Origin of the sequence: Vibrio gangliei, assembly GCF_026001925.1 — a bacterium.
Lineage (GTDB): Bacteria > Pseudomonadota > Gammaproteobacteria > Enterobacterales > Vibrionaceae > Vibrio > Vibrio gangliei.
This window is the reverse complement of sequence record NZ_AP021869.1, coordinates 978,868-1,001,525: the sequence shown is the minus strand read 5'-3', so window position 1 is coordinate 1,001,525 and position 22,658 is coordinate 978,868. Positions and strand designations below refer to the sequence as shown.

The following is a 22,658-nucleotide window of genomic DNA, read 5'->3' as shown; positions in this document are numbered from 1 at the left end:
GTCGCGAAAATACGCGCGACTAATCTTCATTTATGCGGCTAGCAACAGCACCTTGTTGATTTTTATACTTCGCATTATCTCGTTTATTATAGGGTTTTTCAGCATCACCGGATAGCACTTCAAAACTTAACGCCCCAATGGGCATCATAGGTTTTAATGCCAATGGTAAACGGCCTGAGTTATAAAACTCTAGCACGATACGGCCAGACCAGCCTGGATCAATTCGGTGTGCCGTCACATGCACCATCAAGCCCAAGCGAGCTAAAGATGAACGCCCATCAAGCCATCCGACAATGTTTGCTGGTAAATCGACAGATTCATAGGTCACTGCAAGAGCTAATTGACCTGGGTGCAAATAAAACGCTTCATCATCGGCAATTTCAATCTCATCACTCATCACTTTTTCAAGCTGAGCGGCAACTTGCTCTTTTTTGCCAGATAAATCGATATAAGGCGCACTATGGTCACTAAATACACGGAATTGATGTCCTAAACGAACATCAACCGTTAAACCACTAATACTGTCTTCAGAGGGCGCAGGGCTCATGGCAATTTTACCTTCGGCCAAATATTTTTTTATGTCCTTATCACACAATCTCACAAATGGTTCTCCTCGGGTGGCGATGACATGCCTCCCCGTCCTCAATATTAATTATGATTTTAAAAGTTTCGCAATGTGCGCTTTCAATACATCAATTGCAATTCGGTTTTTACCACCACGCGGCACAATAATATCAGCATGTTGTTTCGAAGGTTCAATGAACTGTAAGAACATTGGACGTACCGTCTTCTGATATTGCTTCAATACCGACTCCATAGTCCGACCACGCTCTTCCACATCTCGTTTCACACGGCGTAACAGACAGATATCAAGAGGGGTATCCATAAAAACAGAGGCGTGCATCAAATCACGGAGACGCGGTTCAGTCAGCAATAAAATACCTTCCAAAATGATGACTTTTTTGGGCGTCATTAACGTCGTGTTTTTAGTGCGGGTATGTTCTGAATAGCTGTACTCTGGAATTTCAACTGACTCACCTTGAATCAACTTTTCTAGTTGTTCACACAGTAAATCATGGTCTAATGCACTCGGATGGTCGTAATTGGTTTTAACTCGCTCTTCCATGCTCAAATGGCTTTGATCGCGGTAATAACAGTCTTCTGTAATCACGCCGATCTGATTATCACCCACTTTGGCACGTAATTCTTTATAAATGGTGCTTGCAATTAAGCTCTTCCCTGAAGCCGATGCGCCGGCGATTCCTACAATGACGCATTTGTTTTTTTCAGGCATGTTTTGTTGTTCTGACATGTAAAGCACCCAAGCTCAAAAGTGACAAGGAAAACCCAAACCGATGTCGATGGTTTCATCTCATCAAAATGGGTATTTAAACCGCTTGATTATATACCTAAACGTAACCGTGGTGCGAGTTGCAAAACGCATTTATTAATGGAATCAAACAATAGATGCCTATTTCTCAATCAATTAGTTCACCTCGACAAACATGATGTCGTCTACTCTCGGTTTTCCTTGCCAAAAAAGATTGGTTGAAATATTGGAAGCCAACTGAAAATAAATCGCACTGTGCTCACTATCTGGCCTTGAAGTAACGGTTGGGCAACCATTATCAATGTCAGTACGTAGATCGATATGTAGTGGGATTTGCGCCAAAAGAGGCAATTGCATATCCTGAGCCATCTTGTGAGCGCCACCCTGCCCAAAAATAGCTTCATGATGACCACACTGAGAACAAATGTGATAACTCATATTTTCAATCAAGCCTAAAACCGGCGTATCGACTTTTTCAAACATCGCCACCCCTTTTCTGGCATCAGCAAGTGCAAGATCTTGTGGCGTGGTCACCACTAAAGCAGAAGTAACCGGTACTTGTTGAGCGAGCGTTAATTGAATATCACCTGTACCCGGCGGCATATCCATGACTAGATAATCCAACTCAGGCCATAACGTTTCATTAAGGATCTGATTCAAAGCTTTAGATGCCATAGGCCCGCGCCAAACTGCGGCATCTTGATCATCAATGAGGTAGCCAATGGAGTTGGTATATAATCCATGTGCTTGTACGGGCAGCATCCATTTATTATCTCGTACCTCTGGCTTTTTACCTTTCGTGCCCAACATTAACGGCACGGATGGTCCATAAATATCGGCATCGAGCAAACCGACTTTTGCTCCAAGTGCATGCAAAGCTAATGCAAGATTCACTGCCGTTGTCGATTTACCTACCCCACCTTTTGCCGACGTGACAGCTAGAATGTTTTTCACGCCTTTAACCGGCTGAGCTAACTTGGTTTCTAAAGGTTTAATCTTAGTCGTGACCTCCACAGTAGGAAAACCCAATGTCGTCTGCTCATCGCACCATGCTTGCATGGCTTCGGTCAGACCTTGATAAACAAAAGGTAAATTGATGATCACATGATTATCTTGGTTAATACCGACCATATTTGGTGTGTCAGCCCAACCATCAACGAGCGCCTCATGCTGAAATTGATTTAAGTGTTGTATGCATTGTTGCTGCATAGTGAATGCTTCAGAATCACGAGTAGACATAATTTCCCTTACCAAACGGTTTCAACCTGCAACTATGCTAACAATATTTCGCTTACATCAAAATAGCGTCACCAAACAATAAAAATTAAGCCGGGCCTTGTGCTATAGGTGAATGGCAGCATAAAAATCCTTTTCTTACACGGATGTTTTCTTGAAGTTAGTTAGGTATCGGGTAGAATCATTGCCAATATAATGATGACGATAAACCCACCTTTAACACCTGAATTGATTTCATGTGTGGCTTGGGCTTTCCCCATCTTCAAAAACATCTTAAAGAATAAGAAGCGAAATAGACTATGGCAACTGACCCAAGAAAAATTTTGGTAACCTGCGCACTTCCATATGCAAATGGCTCAATTCACCTCGGCCACATGCTTGAACACATTCAAGCTGACGTTTGGGTTCGTTATCAGCGCCTACGTGGTAATACAGTAAACTTTATTTGTGCTGATGACGCACACGGCACGCCAATCATGTTGAAAGCGCAACAGCTTGGCATTAAACCAGAAGATATGATTGCCGAAGTCCAAAAAGAACACGAGCAAGATTTCGTCGGCTTCAACATCAGCTTTGACAACTACCACAGCACTCACAGTGAAGAAAACCGTGAGTTAGCTTCGCTGATTTATCTGCGTTTAAAAGAAAATGGTTTTATTACTAGCCGTACCATTTCGCAGTTATTCGACCCTGAAAAAGAAATGTTCTTACCAGACCGTTTTGTAAAAGGGACTTGCCCGAAATGTAAAGCCGAAGACCAATACGGTGATAACTGTGACGCTTGTGGTGAAACATACAGCCCAACCGATCTTATCAACCCAAAATCAGCGGTTTCTGGTGCGACACCAGTCATGAAAGATTCTGAGCATTTCTTCTTTGACTTACCTCAATTCCAAAGCATGCTAAAAGAGTGGACTCGCTCTGGTTCTCTACAAGCCGAAACTGCCAACAAAATGCAGGAGTGGTTTGAAGGTGGCTTGCAACAATGGGATATTTCTCGTGACGCACCCTATTTTGGCTTCGAAATCCCAGGCGAGAAAAATAAGTTCTTCTACGTATGGCTCGATGCACCGATCGGTTACATGGGGTCATTCAAAAACCTATGTGACAAACGTGATGATTTAAACTTTGACGATTACTGGAAGCAAGACAGCGATGCAGAGCTTTACCACTTCATCGGTAAAGACATCGTTTACTTCCACAGCCTATTCTGGCCAGCCATGCTAGATGGTGCGGGTTTCCGTAAACCAAACAACGTATTCGTTCATGGTTATGTAACGGTTAATGGCGCGAAAATGTCTAAATCGAAAGGCACTTTCGTAAAAGCAAGCACTTACTTGAAACACCTAGACCCTGAGTGCTTACGCTATTACTACGCGGCAAAACTCAACAGTCGCATTGATGATTTAGACTTGAACCTTGAAGACTTTACCCAACGCGTAAACTCAGATGTGGTCAACAAAATAGTAAACCTTGCGTCCCGTAATGCAGGCTTTATCACTAAACGTTTTGAAGGCAAGTTATCAACGCAATTTGCTGAACCAGCACTTTATCAAGAATTTGCTGATGCGGCTGATCGTATTGGTGAGTTATACGAAACGCGTGAATTTGGCCGTGCTATTCGTGAAATCACAGCGCTTGCCGATAAAGCCAACCAGTACGTTGATGAAAAAGCCCCTTGGGTGGTAGCGAAAGAAGAAGGTAAAGACCAAGAGCTGCAAGACATCTGTACTGTCGGTATTAACTTGTTCCGTGTATTAATGACTTACTTGAAGCCTGTCATGCCTGAATTGGCCGCTCGAAGTGAAGCCTTCTTAAATGAAACATTAACTTGGGAAAACATCGCGCAACCATTAGTGGCGCATGACATCACTAAGTTTAAAGCTCTATTTAATCGTATCGATCCTAAACATGTTGAAGCCATGATCGAAGCCTCTAAAGAAGATGCGGCAGCAGAAATGGCAGCGAAAGAACAAGCTGAACAAGCCGCGCAATCTGAACTGGACAAAGAGCCAATCGAAGCCGAAATTGAATTTGATGATTTCGCCAAAATTGATCTACGTATTGCCAAAATCATTTCATGTGAAGAAGTACCAAAAGCAAACAAACTGCTTAAGTTCCAACTCGATATCGGTGGTGAAACTCGCCAAGTATTCTCTGGTATTAAAGCCGCTTACAAGCCAGAAGATTTGGTTGGTAAGTTAACCGTAGTCGTTGCGAACCTAAAACCACGTAAGATGAAGTTTGGTATGTCAGAAGGCATGATTTTAGCTGCTGGCCCTGGTGGCAAAGATTTATGGATTTTAGAGCCGCATGAAGGTGCTCAACCAGGTATGCGTGTGATGTAATTCGCTTCACCTTCCATCATTCAAAATAAACACAGGGCGCTCATCATTATGATAAGCGCCCTGTTTGTTAATTGATTTGTTAATTTCTTAACTTTATTAAATTTCTTAGCTTAAAACTTGTATTCAAAGCCAGTTGAAAGAGCAAATACCGTGTTATCTTCAAACGATGCATTGGGTACATATGGGTTATCAACCGGTTTGGACACCCCATCTTTTAGCCAAATGTAACTGCCCACCATAAAGAGTGAGAAATCACCAATATCATAGCTACCACCTAATTTAAAGGTTGTAGTGCCGTTACCCGGAGCGAATGGATTTACAATGCCATCTTCCCCTACACTTTCGCCGTATACCCCTTCAGTGAACATGACAAATTTAGGTGTAAATTGATAAGATAAACCTAAGCCATAATCAAAAGTGTTATTCGCAAAGGTTACAAATGGGCCACCATACATTGGCTTAGTAGCCTCCGTTTCAATGGTGTGCGACTCCCAGTTTCGCCAGTGGATATTAGCAAGCAGCAAGGTTTTTGGTGCAATACCGGTCTGGATCATTCCCTGTCGGTTGGCCATCTGAACTTGTACCAGCAATATCATAAGTAAACCAAGTGTAGGCAGCAGAGATCTTAGTATCTTTACTGTAAAGATTCGTATAGTTGAACCGAGCAAATTCATATCCTGCACTCCATGCTGGTGCACTAAGAAGAGGCAATAACGCACCAATAAGGATCTTTCTTGTCGTATTCAGCATCATTTTATGTACCTCTCCATGTACTTTTATAATAATTTCGATACTTCTCATGGCAGGTAATTGAATTGAATACCTGTCTTGTGTTCAAAATTACCACTATTGATACTTCTATCAAGTAAAGCCTTGATCGTAGACTTGGACTCTCCCCCAAAGAAAAAATAAAATTAATGATTTAAATTCAAATAATTCATACAAGTTTAAAGGTTGTGTTACTTTTAATTGCGCTTATTGGCTTTTCTATCAAAAGGAGATGGCGGTAACATTTTTTTACATCGCTCTATCGGCAGTAAAAATGTGATCTTGGTTCACTTCTTGCTTACTTATGAGTAAACATTCATGGAAGAAGGAGGTCATTGATGTTTATTGCCATCAGCTTATTATTGGCGATTGGGGTTATCGCCAGCCTTTTTTATCTGAATATTATTCGAGAAAAAAGCCATCAATATCGCTATCACTTAGTTAACCAACTTCGCCAATTGATTTTTCATGTACGCGAACACCGAGCATTAAGCCATGCTCACCTCGCTTCCCATGAATATTCAGTTCAATCACTAAAACAGACGAATATTGCTATTGTCGATATATTGCAAAGTTTAAAAGCCAGTGCAGGAGCCGATACGGGCCCAGAGATTCGTGTACTTTTTGATAAAACTCAAGCCGTGCTACTCAATTGGACTGAATTTAATGTTGCCAAAAATCAGCTTGAACACGGTAAGTTAATTCGTCAGATGATGTTTTTAACCGATGAAGTGATGATCAAATGGTTAATTGATACTCGTAATGATGAAGTCGCAATGGAGTACCATTTTCGCTGGCAAAAAGTGCTGGATACTTTAGAAAGTTTGACCCGCTTTAGAATCTGTATTCAAGACATCGAATCAGCAATGGGCAAACAACGCTTTCGCCATCACGCGGTTATGCTTGGCCGTAGAATGAATCAATTATCCCTTATTTGCCCTTTAATCATCGCCGATAATGATAGAAATGGATTAATTCACAAATTAAAGCAATGGGAAGAGGTAGAAGTGATTGAAGACGATGTTGAAACTTTATATCAACTATCACTCCAAGCCTCATACCTTATCTTCAACGTTTACGACCAAATTCTGTCTGAAACATGTGAAGAAATTTATTTACCACTAGAAGCGCTTTCTATAGGTACAAAAAAGCCTGCGTATTAAGCAGGCTTTCCTTTAATTAGAGCAACTTAACTATCATCTTCTGTGAAGTTACTTGGTAGGTTTTGCTTCATTTGCATCCAAATTTGACCACTTTCAATACCGTAGCGACGAATCGCAGTCGGTAATTCATGGTATTCACCTTGTTCACAGAGATTCAATAGATCTTTATAAAACTGTAATGCTGACGTACGAGCTTGTGGATTTGAGAAATAAAAACTGCCCACACGGTCATACAGCTTTTTAATCCCATTAAAGATCAAACCGTAAATTTGGTTACCAGAATGGAATGCCAATCGTTGGAAAAGCATGTAATCGTAGAAATTAAAGGTCTTGGCAAACAAGATATCATCACGCTTAGATTCATCTTGCTCGTTATCCTCTTTGACTGATTGCTTAATCTTTTCCGCATAAGGCGATTCGGCAATAAAGGATTCCCAAGAATCGTGAGACAGCAAAGTCTCACATGAGCTGATCACACGGTTAAGGGTTTTAATACACGCTTCAGAATTATGTTTAAAGGCATAGCGCATAAAAATTGGGCTGATACTAGTGCGAACTGCCAATAAATCTTCAACAATACTGGTAGCGTTATCGGTATCCAGCGTCATTAAAGTATCAAGAATATGCAGGCTCGATGTTTCCATGAAGTTATTTACTTTTGTTGGCTTACCATGCTGAATCGTCAACCAACCATCACGGGCCAAACGCTGCAATACTTCACGTAAAGTCGTACGCGTAACACCAATTAATTCAGATAACTCTCGCTCTGCAGGTAAAATAGAGCCGGGTGGAAATCGGCCATTCCATATACTTTCTATAATGTACTTTTCCGCAAATCCTGCTGGGCTCTTTGCCTTAATAACCATGTATTCACTTTACTTAATTTAGAATTCGAAATTGCACTCATCATACCACTACTATCAACAGACTGAAAACCTGCAATCGAAGTTAAACGAATTTGTCACTATTTGTATTTATGAAATGAATATATGACATAGCACTCGAACTGCTCAGTTTTTTACATAAAAACCTAGCATAGTTCCACTTATTTCAATTTTTCTATTTACTATCAAGCATGAAACTGTATTGTTTTTGCCCAAACAAATATAACAAGCACAGCACACATTAGCCCATAATGCTCAACAAATAACGATAGTGACCAACAATCAAAGACTTTTCTTTTACATTTTTAACTATCGGATATATTTGTTTAGTCATTAATTTGATGGTTTTCACATATTGAAATGAAAATCTCGGCATACTGTGCATTGGTTCAAACTTTTGGAGTGGAAAAAGTAAATTCATGAGTATGTCTTTAGGAAACGCTTTCGTTAAAAACTTCCTCGGAAAAGCCCCTGACTGGTATAAAGTGACAATTGTCGCTTTTTTAATCATTAACCCGATTGTCTTTTTCTGGGTTGACCCTTTCACCGCGGGTTGGTTGCTGGTGGTTGAATTCATCTTTACCTTAGCGATGGCACTTAAATGTTACCCTCTACAACCTGGTGGCTTATTAGCCATTGAGGCGGTCGCTATTGGGATGACCAGTGCTGAGCAGATCAAACACGAACTTGCTAACAACATTGAAGTTCTGTTGCTTCTTGTCTTCATGGTTGCAGGTATCTATTTCATGAAGCAACTGTTGTTGTTCGTGTTTACCAAAATATTACTTGGCGTTCGTTCTAAAGTTTTACTCTCCATTTCATTTTGTGTCACTGCGGCATTTTTATCTGCATTTTTAGATGCTTTGACCGTGATTGCAGTCATCATTAGTGTTGCGATCGGCTTTTATGCTATCTACCATAAAGTCGTATCTAATCCAGATTCTAGTGCTCATCACGACCATACGACGGATGAAATGATCCCAGAAATCACACGTAATGACTTAGAAGATTACCGTGCTTTTCTACGTTCTCTACTCATGCATGCTGGTGTCGGTACAGCGCTTGGTGGTGTAATGACCATGGTCGGTGAACCACAAAACTTAATCATTGCTGACCAAGCAGGTTGGCAGTTTGGTGAGTTTATTCTACGTATGGCGCCCATCACTTTCCCTGTTTTCATTTTTGGTGTTCTCACTTGTATTGCCGTTGAAAAATTCAAAATCTTTGGCTATGGCGCAAAACTACCAGATAACGTTCGTAAAATTCTGATCGAAGTGGATTATGAAGAACAGCAAAAACGAACCAAGCAAGATGTAGCAAAACTTTATGTTCAAGGTTTCATTGCCATCTGGTTAATCGTAGGCCTTGCCGGTCACCTTGCAGCCGTTGGTTTGATCGGTTTATCCGTGATTATTTTAGCCACCGCTTTCACTGGTATCACAGAAGAGCACGCCCTTGGTAAAGCCTTCGAAGAAGCTCTGCCCTTTACTGCCCTGCTAGCGGTGTTCTTTGCTGTCGTTGCTGTGATTATCGATCAGCATTTATTTAAGCCAATCATTGAAGCGGTATTAGAGCTCGAAGGTGGCCAGCAAATCAGTATGTTCTATATCGCGAACGGTTTACTTTCTATGGTTTCCGATAACGTATTCGTTGGTACGGTCTACATCAATGAAGTAAAACTTGCGCTACTTGAAGGCACAATCAGCCGTGACCAGTTTGATTTATTGGCTGTCGCAATCAACACAGGTACTAACTTACCGTCAGTGGCAACACCAAACGGACAAGCCGCATTCCTATTCCTGTTGACTTCAGCACTTGCGCCGTTAATTCGTTTGTCATACGGAAAAATGGTATTGATGGCATTGCCGTATACCATCGTATTAGCCGTCGTAGGCTATCTAGGCATTAATTTCCTACTCGAGCCGGTCACCGCCTACTTCCATGCCATGGGTTGGATTACCTCATCGACAATTGAAATTGCCACTCAAGCCACTCCGATTGTAGGCCACTAAATATAAAATGTTGGATAAGGCTTAAAAAATTTAGCGAGAATAGAGGTTTACACGCTTCTATTCTCGCTTCATAATTTTGAACTTCTCTCAACTTTAACGTTCTGATGTATCAGACATTATCCTGCTATATGCCTATGGATAGTTTGACTATTGTTTAAATTAAAAGGACTGCTTGTGGCCTGGTTATCCGCTGTTCATTCATTTTCACAAAAACGCCTTTCTTGGCTACTGCTTCTCTCCTTCGTTGTTTTCTTCGAGCTATGTGCTCTCTATTTTCAACATGTTATGTTACTTGCGCCTTGTGTTATGTGTGTATACGAGCGGGTGGCAATGATGGGAATGGGTGTTTCCGCTCTTATTGGCTTATCAAAACCAAGTAATAAATGGATTCGCTGGGCAGGGCTTGCTAGTTGGGGATATACAGCTTATCGAGGATTACAGCTTGCAATGGAACATGTCGGCTACCAGTTTAATCCTTCTCCTTTCGCTACTTGCGATATTTTTCCTAAATTTCCAAGCTGGGCGCCACTCAACGACTGGGCCCCCTGGATGTTTGAGCCAACCGGTGATTGCTCAAAGATTGTTTGGCAGTTTTTGACCTTATCCATGCCACAATGGCTGGTTGTGATTTTCAGTGCCAACTTAGTGATTTTAGCGGTTATCGTATTGGCTCAGTTTGTTAAACCTAAAGCCGCTTAATTACCCCAAAGCGTCTTACCCAACAAACACCAAGCAGCGAGCACTAAGAAAATTGAAAAGAGCAAGGCAAAACTGGCCTTGCTCTTTTGCTTAACATTAATGTAGGCGTGCACCACAACACTGCTTAAATTTCTTACCACTGCCACATACACAAGGATCGTTTCTCCCCACATCTTTATACGGGTTCACGCTTTGTGCTTTCATGCCTTGCTGCGCATCATCTGCCGCTTTAGCGACTTCATTAATCATCAAATCAAGTTGCGGTAGTAAACTCGCCAGTTTTGGTGGTTCTGTAATACCGGTTTGTTGCATTTGTTCATGTGTGGTTTCTTCATCAATGGCTAACATCATGCTTGTCAACAACGCCTGTAACATGCGAACGGTTCCATCAGCTAAAGTATCCACTTGGCTCCAATTTGGCTCGATCACTGGCCATACCGTCATAAAACCTTCAGCGAAATCGGCTAAACGCTCTGATTGATTTTCCCCCGAACAAAAGGTAGTTACACATTCATACTGACAAGACATAAGCAAGGCATATTGCTGTTCATAATGGCGTGTCAGTTCACTTTCAGCTTGTTGCTTATCGAGTTCAAGTAATGGTGCAATCCAAGTTTGAGCAGCCATTGCTTTCGGATTCATATTGGCTGCCAGCACTGCCCCTTCAATAAACTCTGCGGTGTAATCGGTAAGGCTCAGTAATTCAGTTTCAATTAATTTCATTTAAAATCGCCATCGCATAAATTTCGCTTAATTATTTTCCTAGTCTACCCAGATGTCTTCCATCTGCCAAATCATCCATCTGCCACATCAACACTCAATCCTACCGGCATAATAGTGACAATTCAGCCGTAAGCCACTACAATCTCGCCCCACTCTTTATTACTTCAATGAACTTTTTATTGCATTTATCTTGGGAGACGGCATGCGACTGATTCTCGGTCCGATGGAAGGCGTATTAGATCACTTAATGCGTGAACTACTGACGGACATCAATGACTATGACCTTTGTGTCACAGAATTTGTACGTGTTGTTGATCAGCTTCTCCCTGAACATGTATTTACCCGCCTTTGTCCCGAGTTAAAGCAAGGCTCAAAAACCAAATCTGGCACCCCAGTTCGATTGCAGCTTTTAGGTCAGTCTCCTGAATGGATGGCGGAAAATGCGGTACGCGCGGTTGAACTTGGCTCACAGGGGATCGATTTAAACTTCGGTTGTCCAGCTAAAATGGTCAATAAAAGCAAAGGTGGCGCCGCTTTATTGCAACACCCAGAATTGATTCACAATGTCGTTTCTGCTTGTCGTAATGCCGTACCAGACAATATTATCGTCTCGGCCAAAATTCGCTTAGGCTGGGAAGACCCAAATGATTGCTTCGAAATTGCCGATGCCATTGAACAAGCAGGTGCCTCAGAGCTGACTGTACATGGACGAACCAAAATGGGCGGCTATAAAGCCAGTGAAATTAAGTGGGAGTTTATTGAGCAAATTAAGCAGCGCAGCAAAATACCCGTTATCGCCAATGGTGAAATCTGGAATTATGCTGATGGGCAAACCTGCTTAGCGCAAACCAAAGCAGATGCCTTAATGGTATGTCGCGGCGCGTTTAACCTGCCAAACTTAGGCAATGTAGTCAAATACAATCAAGCTGCTATGCCTTGGCAAGACGTCGTCACACTTATGCTGAGGTATTCTCAGTATGAAATTGAAGGTGATAAAGGGCTTTATTACCCAAACCGTATTAAGCAATGGCTTGCCTACCTACGCCACGAGTATGAACAAGCTGATGACTTATTCCGTAACATCCGCCGTTTCAACCAAGCTCAACCAATTGTGGATTATATCCAATCCATTCAAGAATAAAGATTCTCCTCAAATAAACAATAAGCCACTACATCATCATGCAGTGGCTTATTCCGTAACAACACAGCTAAAGTTTTACCTATATCGCAACTCGGTCTTTCCCTTGACGTTTCGCATCATACAATTTGCTATCAGCATCTTTGATCAAATCTTCTAATGTACTCTTTTTACTGGTTAACTGAATTGTCATACCAGCAGAGACCGTATAGCCTTGCTCAAGCACTCGTTCGGATAATCGCCCTATCTCTTTTTGTACGCGCTCTATCGCTTCGAGCATCTTATCGGTATTGTTACCTTGCATATAAATAACAAACTCTTCACCACCGAATCGTGCAACCACATCCGTCGCACGGGTATTACGATTCAAAGTATGCGCTACCGCACAAATCACATCATCCCCAATATCATGGCCATAGGTATCGTTAATCTGTTTAAAGTCATCAATATCAAAAATGGCTAATGCTTCGTAGTTCTGTCCATTAGTCCCTTTATAAGCCACTTCAAACCCTCGTCGATTCAACAGCGACGTCATAGGATCTCGTTGCGATAAGTTTTGAAAGTGTTTCTTTTCACCGCTAACTTTTAAATAAATCAAACTAATCATGGCAATGACATAAAGGATCACAAGCATAAGCAAAGAAACCATACGTTTTTCTACAAATGCTCTAATTTCATGCAGCCAATTCCAATCAAAATACATCATTTGATTGGTTTGAACGCCATCAATCAATATTGCGAGTGGACGCCAGCCCGTTGATGGAATTTCAGAGTTTGAAAGCTGAATAAACTTTATTTTCTCACCAATAATTGAACCTTCAGTAAATAATTTGGACGTGAGAATATCCAGCGCAACAACACCCCGAAACTTATCCTTATCGAACAAGCCCGCTGAAATGGTTAAAATACGCTTACCAGTGGCGATATCTTCAAACGGACCATTAACCCGAATAGTACTAATACCATTACTGGCTTCTTGCCAATATTCTCGCTTTTTTATAATCGAAGAGGCATCTATGTGTATTTTATTAACAAGATGCGTAGGTGAGCCGATGAGGTACCCTTCAGGTGAAAGGTAATAAAGCCCCAAAATGAAATCAGATACACCATTAAGAAACGAGAATGTGGGAGCGAGAACCACACGCTTTTCAATATCTTGATACAGTTGAGTTTCTGGATCACATGCTTCTGGTAAACCTTTAACGGCATAATCTAACTGCAAAACTTTGCGAGCATCAGCACGATAAGCAGATTGAATCTCACGTTGTTTAGGAAGCCACACGCACAATCCATCTTTGCCGATAGATTGAGTGTGTTGAATTTGTTCGGAGCCAATATGACTTCCGTCAGTAAAGTACACTGCGAAGCTGTAGTCCATACCACTAAGTAGCTTGACTGAATGGGCAAGATTTTTATTGATATTTTTGTATTCAGTATTCAAGTCATCACTAAAATTTTTTGCGTAACCTAATACCATGAAAATTAATATGGTAGAAATAAGAGCTAATGGAGCAAAAAAAATTAATTTATATGTGATGCGAGAACGATACGTCATGTAATCTGAGCCGAGTCCGAGGGTCTGTTGACCTTTCGTGGTTAAATTTTGTTCGAGATAAAAGCATTTTAGGCGAGACAAGTCGATTGTAGCCTAGTTACTCTAAGTAAATGAGACTTAACGAAGTATAAAATGCTTTTAGCCGAACCCTTCGGGCAGCGTTTGTTGGGTATTTGTACTGCGTTATCGGCCCCTCGTGTAGGCTAGCTACACCACAGAGCCTCTGCCTTGTTCAAATACCCAACAATTCGCTGCAAAAATCATCACGAAAGGTCAACAGACCCTAAATACTGCAAAATAAGGTCGGCTATTTTACGTGCTATACACTCTAATGTAAAACCACAAAAAGAAAAGGGCTAACATTCTTTTAGGCTAAAGCCCAACGAGATGTAACCCTTCAATAAAGCAAAAATGAAATCAATTAACCCAATAACAGGCTGTCATCAGCTAGTTCTTCACCACGCACTTTACTAAACATTTCTAATAAGTCAGAAACTTGCATGCCTTGTCTTTCATTGCCATCGACATCCAACACAATTTCACCTTGGTGCAACATGATAGTTCGATCACCACAATCTAAGGCATCTTTCATTGAGTGCGTTACCATCATGGCAGTAAGGTCGAACTCTTTAATCACGGTTTTAGTCAAATCGATAACGAATGCTGCCATACGCGGGTCAAGCGCAGCTGTATGCTCATCAAGCAGTAATAGTTTACTGTCTGAAAGTGTCGCCATGATCAAACTCACCGCTTGACGCTGACCACCTGACAGTAAACCGATATTGTCACCTAGGCGGTCTTCTAAACCTAATCCTAGGATGCTGATTCGCTCTTGAAATAATTTACGACGCTTATTAGTCAAAGCCATCGTCCAACCACGACGTTTACCTCTCATATAAGCAATCGCCATGTTCTCTTCAATAGTCAAATCACCACACGTACCAGCCAGTGGGTCTTGGAACACCCGAGCACACATATTGGCTCGTTGATCGACACTACGTTTAGTCACATCCACATTATCGATGATCACATTACCACCAATCATGGGTGTTTCACCGGTTACAGCACCTAATAGCGTCGATTTACCCGCACCGTTCGAGCCAATCACAGTCAAGAATTGGTGTTGTGGTACATTCAGAGACACTTTGCGTAATGCGCGATTCTCAAGCACAGTACCCGGGTTAAACGTCACTTCGATATTCTTTAACTCGATCATAGTGCCGCCCCCTTCGCTGCTTTCTTGGCTTTCATATTACTTTTGATTTTTGGTGCAACCAAAGCAATCGCCACCAAAATAGCCGTGACCAGGTTCAAATCAGACGCCTGCATACCGAACATACCGGTATTTAAAGCAAACTGAATCGCGATACGATATAGCACCGAACCGACAATCACTGCCACAACCGCTACCCATATTTTACGACTAGGGATTAATGTTTGACCTAAAATCACCGCGGCGAGACCAACAACAATGGTACCCGCACCTGCCGTTACATCAGCAAAGCCGTTAGTTTGCGCCAAAATCGCGCCCGCAAAGCCCACTAAGCCATTCGAAAGCGCCAAACCAAAATAAGTATAAAACCCTGTACTCGCACCTTGTGCTGCCACCATACGCGCATTCACACCGGTTGCGCGCAACGCAAGGCCAAAGTCACTGTTTAATAAACGGATAATGATGATAGCTGAAATCAAAACAATAATAGCGACCGCTAATGGTCGAATGAACAAGGCTCCACCTAAGGTGTCCAGTGGCGTGAAGATAGTATCTTCGCCTAATAGAGATAAATTAGGACGCCCCATGATACGGATATTGATAGAGAACGCCGCAAGCATCGTCAAAATGGAAGCGAGAAGATGAAGAATCCCACAACGCACCGCTAAAAATGCCGTCACTAAACCGCTAAGACCCCCGACAACGAATGCCATTGCAGTCGCGATCCATGGATTAACACCCGCCACCAATGCCGCCGCAGCCACTGCCGCGCCCATTGGAAAACTGCCATCAACCGTTAAGTCAGGAAAGTCTAAAACTCGAAATGTTAGATAAACGCCTAATGCCACTAAGCCATACACTAGGCCTAGCTCTAAAGCGCCATAAAAAGCAAAAGCAGACATACACACTCCCTCGCTGCTTAGCTCTACGACATCGAAATACTCATTTTTGCTATTAAGATGCCGTAGAATTCCTCCTATCCACAGGAAGATTGAATCAAAAACAAAAGGTAAGCAGTCGAAACGACTTACCTTCTACTACTTATTTTTTGAATACTTCAGCTCGATCAAGGATAGACTGAGGAATTTCAACACCAAGTTGTTTTGCTGCTTGCTCATTAATAATCAGATCAGAAGCTTTCGCCACCTTCACAGGCAACTCACTAGGCTTTTTACCTTCAAGCACTGCCGCAACGTAATCCGCCGTTTGGACACCGACTTGATAGTAATCTGCACCTAAGCCGATAACCGCACCACTTGCAATGTACGTTGTTGATGCAGCAAAGACAGGTTTCTTCGCTTGGTTTGCTGCTGCGACCATGCCATCAATCGCACTGGCAACCGTGTTATCGATCATGGCATAGATCACATCCGATTTAGCCACAATAGCTTGTGTCGCTGATTGGACATCCGCACTCTTGAGCGCAGTACTTTCCACCACTTGAACATTGCGAGATTGCGCTTCTTTTTTCAGTAAGTTAATCAAAGCCACCGCATTCGCTTCACCAGGGTTGTAGACCACACCAATGGCTTTCATGTTAGGTAGCAACTCTTTCATTAAATCAATATGCTGACCAACAGGAGAAAGATCCGACAACCCCGTTACGTTACCTGAAGGCTTATCCATGTTTTTTACAAGTTTAGCTTCTACAGGATCCGTTACCGCGGTAAAGACAATAGGGATATTTTTGGTGGTCGCGGCTAAAGCTTGCGCAGAAGGCGTTGCAATACCCACTAATACGTCAGCACCTTCACCAACGAATTGACGAGCGATTTGTGATGCAATAGCGGGATTTCCTTGAGCCGTTTTATAAACAAACTCAAGATTTTTGCCTTCCACGTAACCTTTGGCTTTTAACCCATCCAAAAGGCCATTTCGAGAGGCATCTAAAGCTGGATGTTCCACAATTTGTGACACTGACACTTTGTAAGTTTCAGCCATAGCACCTGCAGTAGAAAATAACGCTGTCCCTGCAATCACTGCGGTCGCGAAAAGTTGTTTTGCTTTCATCTTGACTCCTTGATTCAGCAATAAAATGTTGTGTTTATATTATTATTTTCAGTACGACTGCCTTTTACAGTCATCCCATATACTTACCAGTTAATTTCAGTAAAAGAAAGAAGCAGATAACAAAATAGCAACAAAGCCCTAATAATCACTTATTAGGGCTTTAATTTGAACTTAAAGAAAGGCTTACAGAAGTAAACTTAAAACCAGCGTTCTAATGCGGTTTCATCAAGCTGTCGAAAAGCACGCTTGAGCATCAGAGCGAGTTCTTTATAGCGAGGTTTCGATTTAATCGGTTCTTGCGCTGCACCCGACTCTGCAACCTTTTGATACAATTCTCGATACCAACTGGCCAAACTTGGCGGCAGTAACGTATTTGCTCTTGTACCAAGCCACCAAATCCCTTGCAACGGCAAACTAATCGCAAACAAAGCAATCACGATCGCTTGTGGCATGGCGCCATAATTCTGCAAACTCATTTGCATCAAAACACTGATTGCAGCTACCGCTGGCATCACTTTGATACCAAATTTAGTGGCTTTAATGATGCGTTGTTCTGGAAAAATAGGAGCGAGCTCTTTACGGACCGGCCAAAGATCCATGTACTGCTGACCATCTTTAAAACGATGTATGAAACCTTTTTGACTCATAAGCCCTCCCGCCACTAAAATATCTCAGCAAAAAATCAAAAAAAACTGCAATAAAATTGACTAAAGTTAATATTGATTAAAAATTTTTTGTTATCTTGAGATATAATCGTTATTCTTTGCGCACTTTTGGTCTCTCTCGCGGTCTGATTTCAGAACAATTAGAGAGATACGTCGCATAAAACCAATTTTCGCCTTGTTTTAGCTATGCGCATGCAAAGAAAAGCACGGCACCTTTAAAGAATAATACGTCGATCTAAGATTGTCGTCTATTCTTGAAATTGTTTTATTTCATTATAGTCATTTTGAACGAATACAGGTATTCACTCATGTCAAAACTAGTCCTAGTTTTAAACTGCGGTAGTTCTTCACTAAAATTTGCCATCGTTGATGCAGAATCTGGCGATGAGCTTCTAACTGGCCTTTCTGAATGTTTAGGTCTTCCTGAAGCACGTATTAAGTGGAAGTTAGATGGAAAGCATGAAGCTCAGCTAGGTAACGGCGCAGCTCATGCAGAAGCATTGAAATTTATCGTTGAAACTATTCTAGCCTCTAAACCTGAACTAGGTGAAGGTCTTGGTGCTATCGGTCACCGTGTTGTACATGGTGGCGAGAAATTTACTTCATCTGTATTAATTGATGACTCAGTAATGCGCGGTATCGAAGACTGCATTACACTTGCACCTCTTCACAACCCAGCGGCTGTTGCAGGTATTGAAGCTGCAAAACTGGCTTTCCCTGGTCTGAAAAACGTAGCGGTATTTGACACTGCGTTCCACCAAACTATGCCAGAAGAAGCGTACCTATACGCGCTTCCATACAGCTTATATAAAGAAAACGGCATCCGTCGCTACGGCATGCACGGTACTTCTCACCTATTTATTGCTCGTGAAGTTGCGGTTCAACTCGACAAGCCAGCTAACGAAGTAAACGTGATTAACTGTCACTTAGGTAACGGTGCTTCTATCTGTGCAATCAAAAACGGTCAATCAGTTGATACTTCAATGGGTTTAACGCCTCTTGAAGGCCTAGTAATGGGTACTCGTTGTGGTGACATCGATCCTGCGATCATCTTCCACATGCACGATGCACTAGGTTACTCTGTTGAGAAAATCAACACTATCCTAACGAAAGAGTCTGGCCTACAAGGTCTAACTGAAGTGACTTCTGACTGTCGTTTCGTTGAAGACAACTATCAAGACAAGCCAGAAGCAGCACGCGCAATGAACGTGTTCTGTCACCGTCTAGCGAAATACATCGCTGGTTACACAGCAACACTTGATGGCCGTCTAGACGCTATCGTGTTCACTGGTGGTATCGGTGAAAACTCTGCGCCAATCCGTGAGCTAGTTCTTAACCGTCTTGCGCTTCTAGGCGTTGAAGTCGATAGCGAAGCAAACCTTAAAGCTCGCTTCGGTGGCGAAGGTGTTATCACAACTGAAAACAGCCGCGTACCAGCTATGGTTATTTCAACCAATGAAGAGTTGGTCATCGCAGAAGACACTGCACGCCTAGCAGGTCTTTAATATTCACAGGCTAACGTAAGTTAGCCTGTTTTCTTTCCGGGTAAGGAAAGCGTTCTTTACCCAATTAAATAGTTAGAGGAAATTTGTCCATGTCTCGTACTATTATGCTTGTTCCTATCAGCTCTGGCGTTGGTCTTACTAGCGTGAGCCTTGGCGTACTTCGCGCAATGGAACGTAAGGGTGTAAATGTTTCATTCTTCAAACCTATCGCACAGCCACGCAGCGGTCAGGATACTCCAGATTTAACGTCATCGATCATTTCTGCAAGCAGTGACATGAAAGTGGCTGAGCCAACGCCAATGTCTGAAGCAGAATCGTTGATCAGTAACGAAAAAATGGATGTGCTTTTAGAGCAAATCGTTGAACGTTACAACACGATCAGCAACGCATCTGAAGTGGTTCTAATTGAAGGTTTAGTCCCTACTCGCAAGCACCCATTTGCAAACCAAGTGAACGCAGAAATTGCTAAAACACTTGGCGCTGAAATCGTATTCGTTGCGACTCCAGGTACTAACAACCCTGCGCAGCTAAAAGAGCGTATCGACGTTGCTTGCTCAAACTTCGGTGGCACTAAGAATAAATCTATCTCTGGTGTTATCATCAACAAATTGAACGCACCAGTTGATGAAGCTGGCCGTACTCGCCCAGATCTTTCTGAGATCTTTGATGAGAAAAACAATGCGTCTCAAGCGAACATCGAGGTAATGCAAATCTTCAACTCAAGCCCGATCCGCGTACTAGGTTGCGTGCCTTGGAAAATTGAGTTAATTGCAACTCGTGCTATCGACATGGCTAAGCACTTAAATGCTGACATCATCAATGCTGGCGAAATCAACACTCGTCGCATTAAGAGCATCACTTTCTGTGCACGCTCGCTACCAAACATGATTGAGCACTTCAAACCAGGTTCATTGTTAGTTACCTCTGCGGATCGTCCTGACGTTATCGTTGCAGCGGCACTGGCTTCAATGAACGGCGTAGAAATCGGCGCAATCTTGCTAACCGGTGGTTACGACATTCCTGAGCAAATCGTTGACCTATGTAAACCTGCATTTGAAGCCGGCCTACCAATCTTCAAAGCGCAAGGTAACACATGGCAGACTTCATTGAACCTACAAAGCTTCAACCTAGAAGTCCCAGCTGACGATAAAGAGCGTATCGAATTCATCAACGATCACGTTGCTAGCCACATTGATGGCCCTTGGATTGATTCTCTGTCTGAAGGTACTCAAGGTATTCGTCGTCTAAGCCCACCAGCATTCCGTTACCAGTTAACTGAATTTGCTCGTCGTGCTGGCAAGCGTATCGTTCTTCCTGAAGGTGATGAGCCACGTACAGTAAAAGCAGCAGCTATCTGTGCTGAGCGCGGTATTGCAACGTGTGTACTTATCGGTAACCCAGAAGAAATCCACCGTGTCGCAGCGCAACAAGGTGTTCAACTTGGTGCTGGCGTTGAAATCATCGACCCAGAACAAGTTCGTGAAAACTACGTTGAGCGTCTCGTTGAGCTACGTGGCGCGAAAGGCATGACTGAAGTTGTGGCGCGTGAAAAACTAGAAGACTCTGTGTTCCTAGGCACAATGATGCTTGAGCGCGGCGAAGTGGATGGTCTTGTTTCTGGTGCGGTTCACACCACTGCAAACACTATCGTACCTCCGTTCCAAATCATCAAAACAGCACCGGGTGCGTCTATCGTATCTTCTGTGTTCTTTATGCTACTACCTGACCAAGTATTGGTTTACGGTGACTGTGCAATCAACCCAGATCCAAACGCAGAGCAATTAGCTGAAATCGCAATTCAATCTGCGGATTCAGCTAAAGCATTCGGTATCGACCCACGCGTTGCGATGATCTCATACTCGACTGGTACTTCTGGTAAAGGTGCAGACGTTGATAAAGTACGTGAAGCTACTCGCATTGCTCAAGAGAAACGTCCTGATCTTGTGATCGACGGTCCTCTTCAATACGACGCAGCGATCATGGAAAACGTCGCAGCTTCTAAAGCGCCTAACTCGCCTGTAGCGGGTAAAGCAACGGTATTTGTATTCCCTGACCTAAACACGGGTAACACAACATACAAAGCGGTACAACGTTCAGCAGACCTAGTATCTATCGGTCCAATGCTGCAAGGGATGCGTAAGCCTGTAAACGACTTGTCTCGTGGTGCATTGGTTGACGATATCGTGTACACAGTAGCACTAACAGCAATTCAAGCGGCTCAAGCTGAATAAACACACCGCCTATTAAGCTGTAACAATTCATCCCCAGTAGCCTGTGTTACTGGGGATTTTTTGTTTTGAATTTCGAGTTTCGAGAGAAATGAAAACAGATAAACTAGCCGTTACTGCAACAAAAAAGCCAGCGGATTCACTCCGCTGGCCTTATAGTTTCAAATCTATATAGAAATATTAAGAATTGGTTTGAATACCAACAATCAACCAAGGCGCGTTTTGAACGGTCAAATTACGCTCTAAATGCCACACTTCATCAATGTCTTCTTCCACACCTTCAACCGCATCACGGTAACGTCCGGTAAACTGCAAGCTAAGTTCTGCTTTAGTCGTATCATAATCACCGCGTACAATATCAGCATCGACATACATAACGTCAGTATGTTGGTCACCGTGCAATTGGGCACGTTCTGCTTTCAATTGTTCAAACAAACTTGGGCTGACATATTCTTCAATCTTATCAAGCTGATTAAAGTTCCACGCACCTTGAAGAATACGATAATGCTCACGTGAACCTTCAATAAATGCAGCACGGTCAAACCCCGGTGGGTAATTGTGCGGTACATCAGAATGTCCTGTTGCACCAAATCCGCCCATAGATTGCGGCTGCTCGAAGTTCTGTACATTCGGTTGCTCGAACTGTTGACGATTCATGGCACCTGAATACGCGGCTTGTGGCCCTCGATTCATTGAACCTTGTTTCGCCCCCATCATTCCGCGCAAGAATTTAAAGGCGACAAAAGCGAGTAAACCAATGATTAAAATATCGAAGAATTGAATGCCTTCAAAACCACCGCCCATGAATAATGAAGCCAGTAAACCACCAGCTAATAAGCCACCTAGCATTCCCCCCATCATGCCACCACGGCGAGGAGTCGTTGCGTCAGGCTTTTTATTAATTGAGTTGGTATTTTGAACATTTTGTTTTGGCGCAGGCGCAGTTTTAAAGCTTTTCCCAAATGATTTACCACCGCCAAAGCGTTTTGCTTCAGCAATAGGTGCTGCTACAACTGAAACCATGATCAATGCGGCCATGATAAAAAAACGGTTCATAAGATCCCTTTTTATTGTGATTATTTAAGACTGATTTCATCATAACGGTAATAAAGTCGGTGTACACTATTGCTATGTTTCAGAATATTGCAACTTGTTCACTTAATAATCAGCTCATCATTCAA

General features: G+C 42.5%; 19 protein-coding genes. 7 read left to right on the top strand and 12 right to left on the bottom strand.

Translation table 11 applies throughout. The features are described 5' to 3' along the window. Positions 1-19: 19 nt before the first annotated feature. The 3 genes from dcd to apbC form a co-directional block, all read right to left on the bottom strand. On the bottom strand, positions 20-601 hold the full coding sequence (gene dcd, locus Vgang_RS04565; RefSeq protein ID WP_105902386.1) for a dCTP deaminase: 582 nt from the start codon (positions 599-601) through the stop codon (positions 20-22). Between the two features lie 51 nt (positions 602-652). Continuing rightward, complete coding sequence (gene udk / locus Vgang_RS04560) at positions 653-1,294, bottom strand: uridine kinase (RefSeq protein WP_105902514.1); 642 nt, start codon at positions 1,292-1,294, stop codon at positions 653-655. A 192-nt stretch (positions 1,295-1,486) separates the two neighbouring features. Next, positions 1,487-2,569, bottom strand: a complete 1,083-nt coding sequence (gene apbC / locus Vgang_RS04555; RefSeq protein WP_245879930.1) for an iron-sulfur cluster carrier protein ApbC — start codon at positions 2,567-2,569, stop codon at positions 1,487-1,489. Positions 2,570-2,865: 296 nt separating this feature from the next. Between apbC and metG the strand changes: the two genes are divergently transcribed. Next, positions 2,866-4,914 (top strand): methionine--tRNA ligase, encoded by a 2,049-nt coding sequence (gene metG, locus Vgang_RS04550; RefSeq protein ID WP_105902387.1) that lies wholly within the window; start codon positions 2,866-2,868, stop codon positions 4,912-4,914. A gap of 110 nt (positions 4,915-5,024) precedes the next feature. Here the strand turns inward: metG and Vgang_RS04545 are convergent, their stop codons facing one another. After that, positions 5,025-5,510, bottom strand: coding sequence for a hypothetical protein (locus tag Vgang_RS04545; RefSeq protein ID WP_105902388.1), 486 nt, complete (start codon positions 5,508-5,510; stop codon positions 5,025-5,027). A gap of 510 nt (positions 5,511-6,020) precedes the next feature. On the opposite strand from Vgang_RS04545, the gene Vgang_RS04540 reads away from it, so the two are divergent. Then, a complete protein-coding gene (locus Vgang_RS04540; protein WP_105902389.1) occupies positions 6,021-6,845 on the top strand; it encodes a hypothetical protein in 825 nt (274 codons plus the stop codon). Positions 6,846-6,871: 26 nt separating this feature from the next. On the opposite strand, the gene fadR is transcribed toward Vgang_RS04540, so the two are convergent. Continuing rightward, a complete protein-coding gene (gene fadR / locus Vgang_RS04535; protein WP_105902390.1) occupies positions 6,872-7,711 on the bottom strand; it encodes a fatty acid metabolism transcriptional regulator FadR in 840 nt (279 codons plus the stop codon). Positions 7,712-8,148: 437 nt separating this feature from the next. On the opposite strand from fadR, the gene nhaB reads away from it, so the two are divergent. Next, positions 8,149-9,741 (top strand): Na(+)/H(+) antiporter NhaB, encoded by a 1,593-nt coding sequence (gene nhaB, locus Vgang_RS04530; RefSeq protein ID WP_105902392.1) that lies wholly within the window; start codon positions 8,149-8,151, stop codon positions 9,739-9,741. A gap of 150 nt (positions 9,742-9,891) precedes the next feature. Then, positions 9,892-10,440, top strand: coding sequence for a disulfide bond formation protein DsbB (gene dsbB / locus Vgang_RS04525; protein WP_406708294.1), 549 nt, complete (start codon positions 9,892-9,894; stop codon positions 10,438-10,440). A 96-nt stretch (positions 10,441-10,536) separates the two neighbouring features. On the opposite strand, the gene Vgang_RS04520 is transcribed toward dsbB, so the two are convergent. Next, positions 10,537-11,163, bottom strand: a complete 627-nt coding sequence (locus tag Vgang_RS04520; protein ID WP_406708293.1) for a YecA family protein — start codon at positions 11,161-11,163, stop codon at positions 10,537-10,539. Positions 11,164-11,365: 202 nt separating this feature from the next. Between Vgang_RS04520 and dusC the strand changes: the two genes are divergently transcribed. Beyond that, a complete protein-coding gene (gene dusC, locus Vgang_RS04515) occupies positions 11,366-12,304 on the top strand; it encodes a tRNA dihydrouridine(16) synthase DusC (RefSeq protein ID WP_105902394.1) in 939 nt (312 codons plus the stop codon). Positions 12,305-12,383: 79 nt separating this feature from the next. On the opposite strand, the gene Vgang_RS04510 is transcribed toward dusC, so the two are convergent. From Vgang_RS04510 to yfbV, 5 genes are all read right to left on the bottom strand, one after another. Further along, complete coding sequence (locus tag Vgang_RS04510; protein WP_157946023.1) at positions 12,384-13,742, bottom strand: sensor domain-containing diguanylate cyclase; 1,359 nt, start codon at positions 13,740-13,742, stop codon at positions 12,384-12,386. Positions 13,743-14,277: 535 nt separating this feature from the next. Beyond that, the gene (locus Vgang_RS04505; RefSeq protein ID WP_105902396.1) at positions 14,278-15,072 is read right to left on the bottom strand and encodes an ABC transporter ATP-binding protein; all 795 of its coding nucleotides are present in this window, start codon (positions 15,070-15,072) and stop codon (positions 14,278-14,280) included. Continuing rightward, positions 15,069-15,971, bottom strand: a complete 903-nt coding sequence (locus Vgang_RS04500) for an ABC transporter permease (RefSeq protein WP_105902397.1) — start codon at positions 15,969-15,971, stop codon at positions 15,069-15,071. Before Vgang_RS04500 ends, Vgang_RS04505 begins: the two co-directional genes overlap by 4 nt. A 139-nt stretch (positions 15,972-16,110) precedes the next feature. Next, a complete protein-coding gene (locus Vgang_RS04495) occupies positions 16,111-17,079 on the bottom strand; it encodes an ABC transporter substrate-binding protein (protein WP_105902398.1) in 969 nt (322 codons plus the stop codon). 197 nt (positions 17,080-17,276) lie between these two features. Continuing rightward, positions 17,277-17,726 carry a terminus macrodomain insulation protein YfbV gene (gene yfbV, locus Vgang_RS04490; protein ID WP_105902399.1) on the bottom strand — a complete coding sequence of 150 codons (450 nt, stop codon included), beginning with the start codon at positions 17,724-17,726 and terminating at the stop codon, positions 17,277-17,279. A gap of 326 nt (positions 17,727-18,052) precedes the next feature. Between yfbV and Vgang_RS04485 the strand changes: the two genes are divergently transcribed. Together Vgang_RS04485 and pta are read left to right on the top strand one after the other, a co-directional pair. Next, positions 18,053-19,249 (top strand): acetate kinase, encoded by a 1,197-nt coding sequence (locus tag Vgang_RS04485; RefSeq protein WP_105902400.1) that lies wholly within the window; start codon positions 18,053-18,055, stop codon positions 19,247-19,249. A gap of 89 nt (positions 19,250-19,338) precedes the next feature. Further along, positions 19,339-21,480 (top strand): phosphate acetyltransferase, encoded by a 2,142-nt coding sequence (pta, locus tag Vgang_RS04480; RefSeq protein WP_105902401.1) that lies wholly within the window; start codon positions 19,339-19,341, stop codon positions 21,478-21,480. Positions 21,481-21,657: 177 nt separating this feature from the next. Here the strand turns inward: pta and Vgang_RS04475 are convergent, their stop codons facing one another. Continuing rightward, positions 21,658-22,533, bottom strand: a complete 876-nt coding sequence (locus tag Vgang_RS04475) for a Tim44 domain-containing protein (RefSeq protein ID WP_105902402.1) — start codon at positions 22,531-22,533, stop codon at positions 21,658-21,660. Positions 22,534-22,658 lie beyond the last annotated feature (125 nt).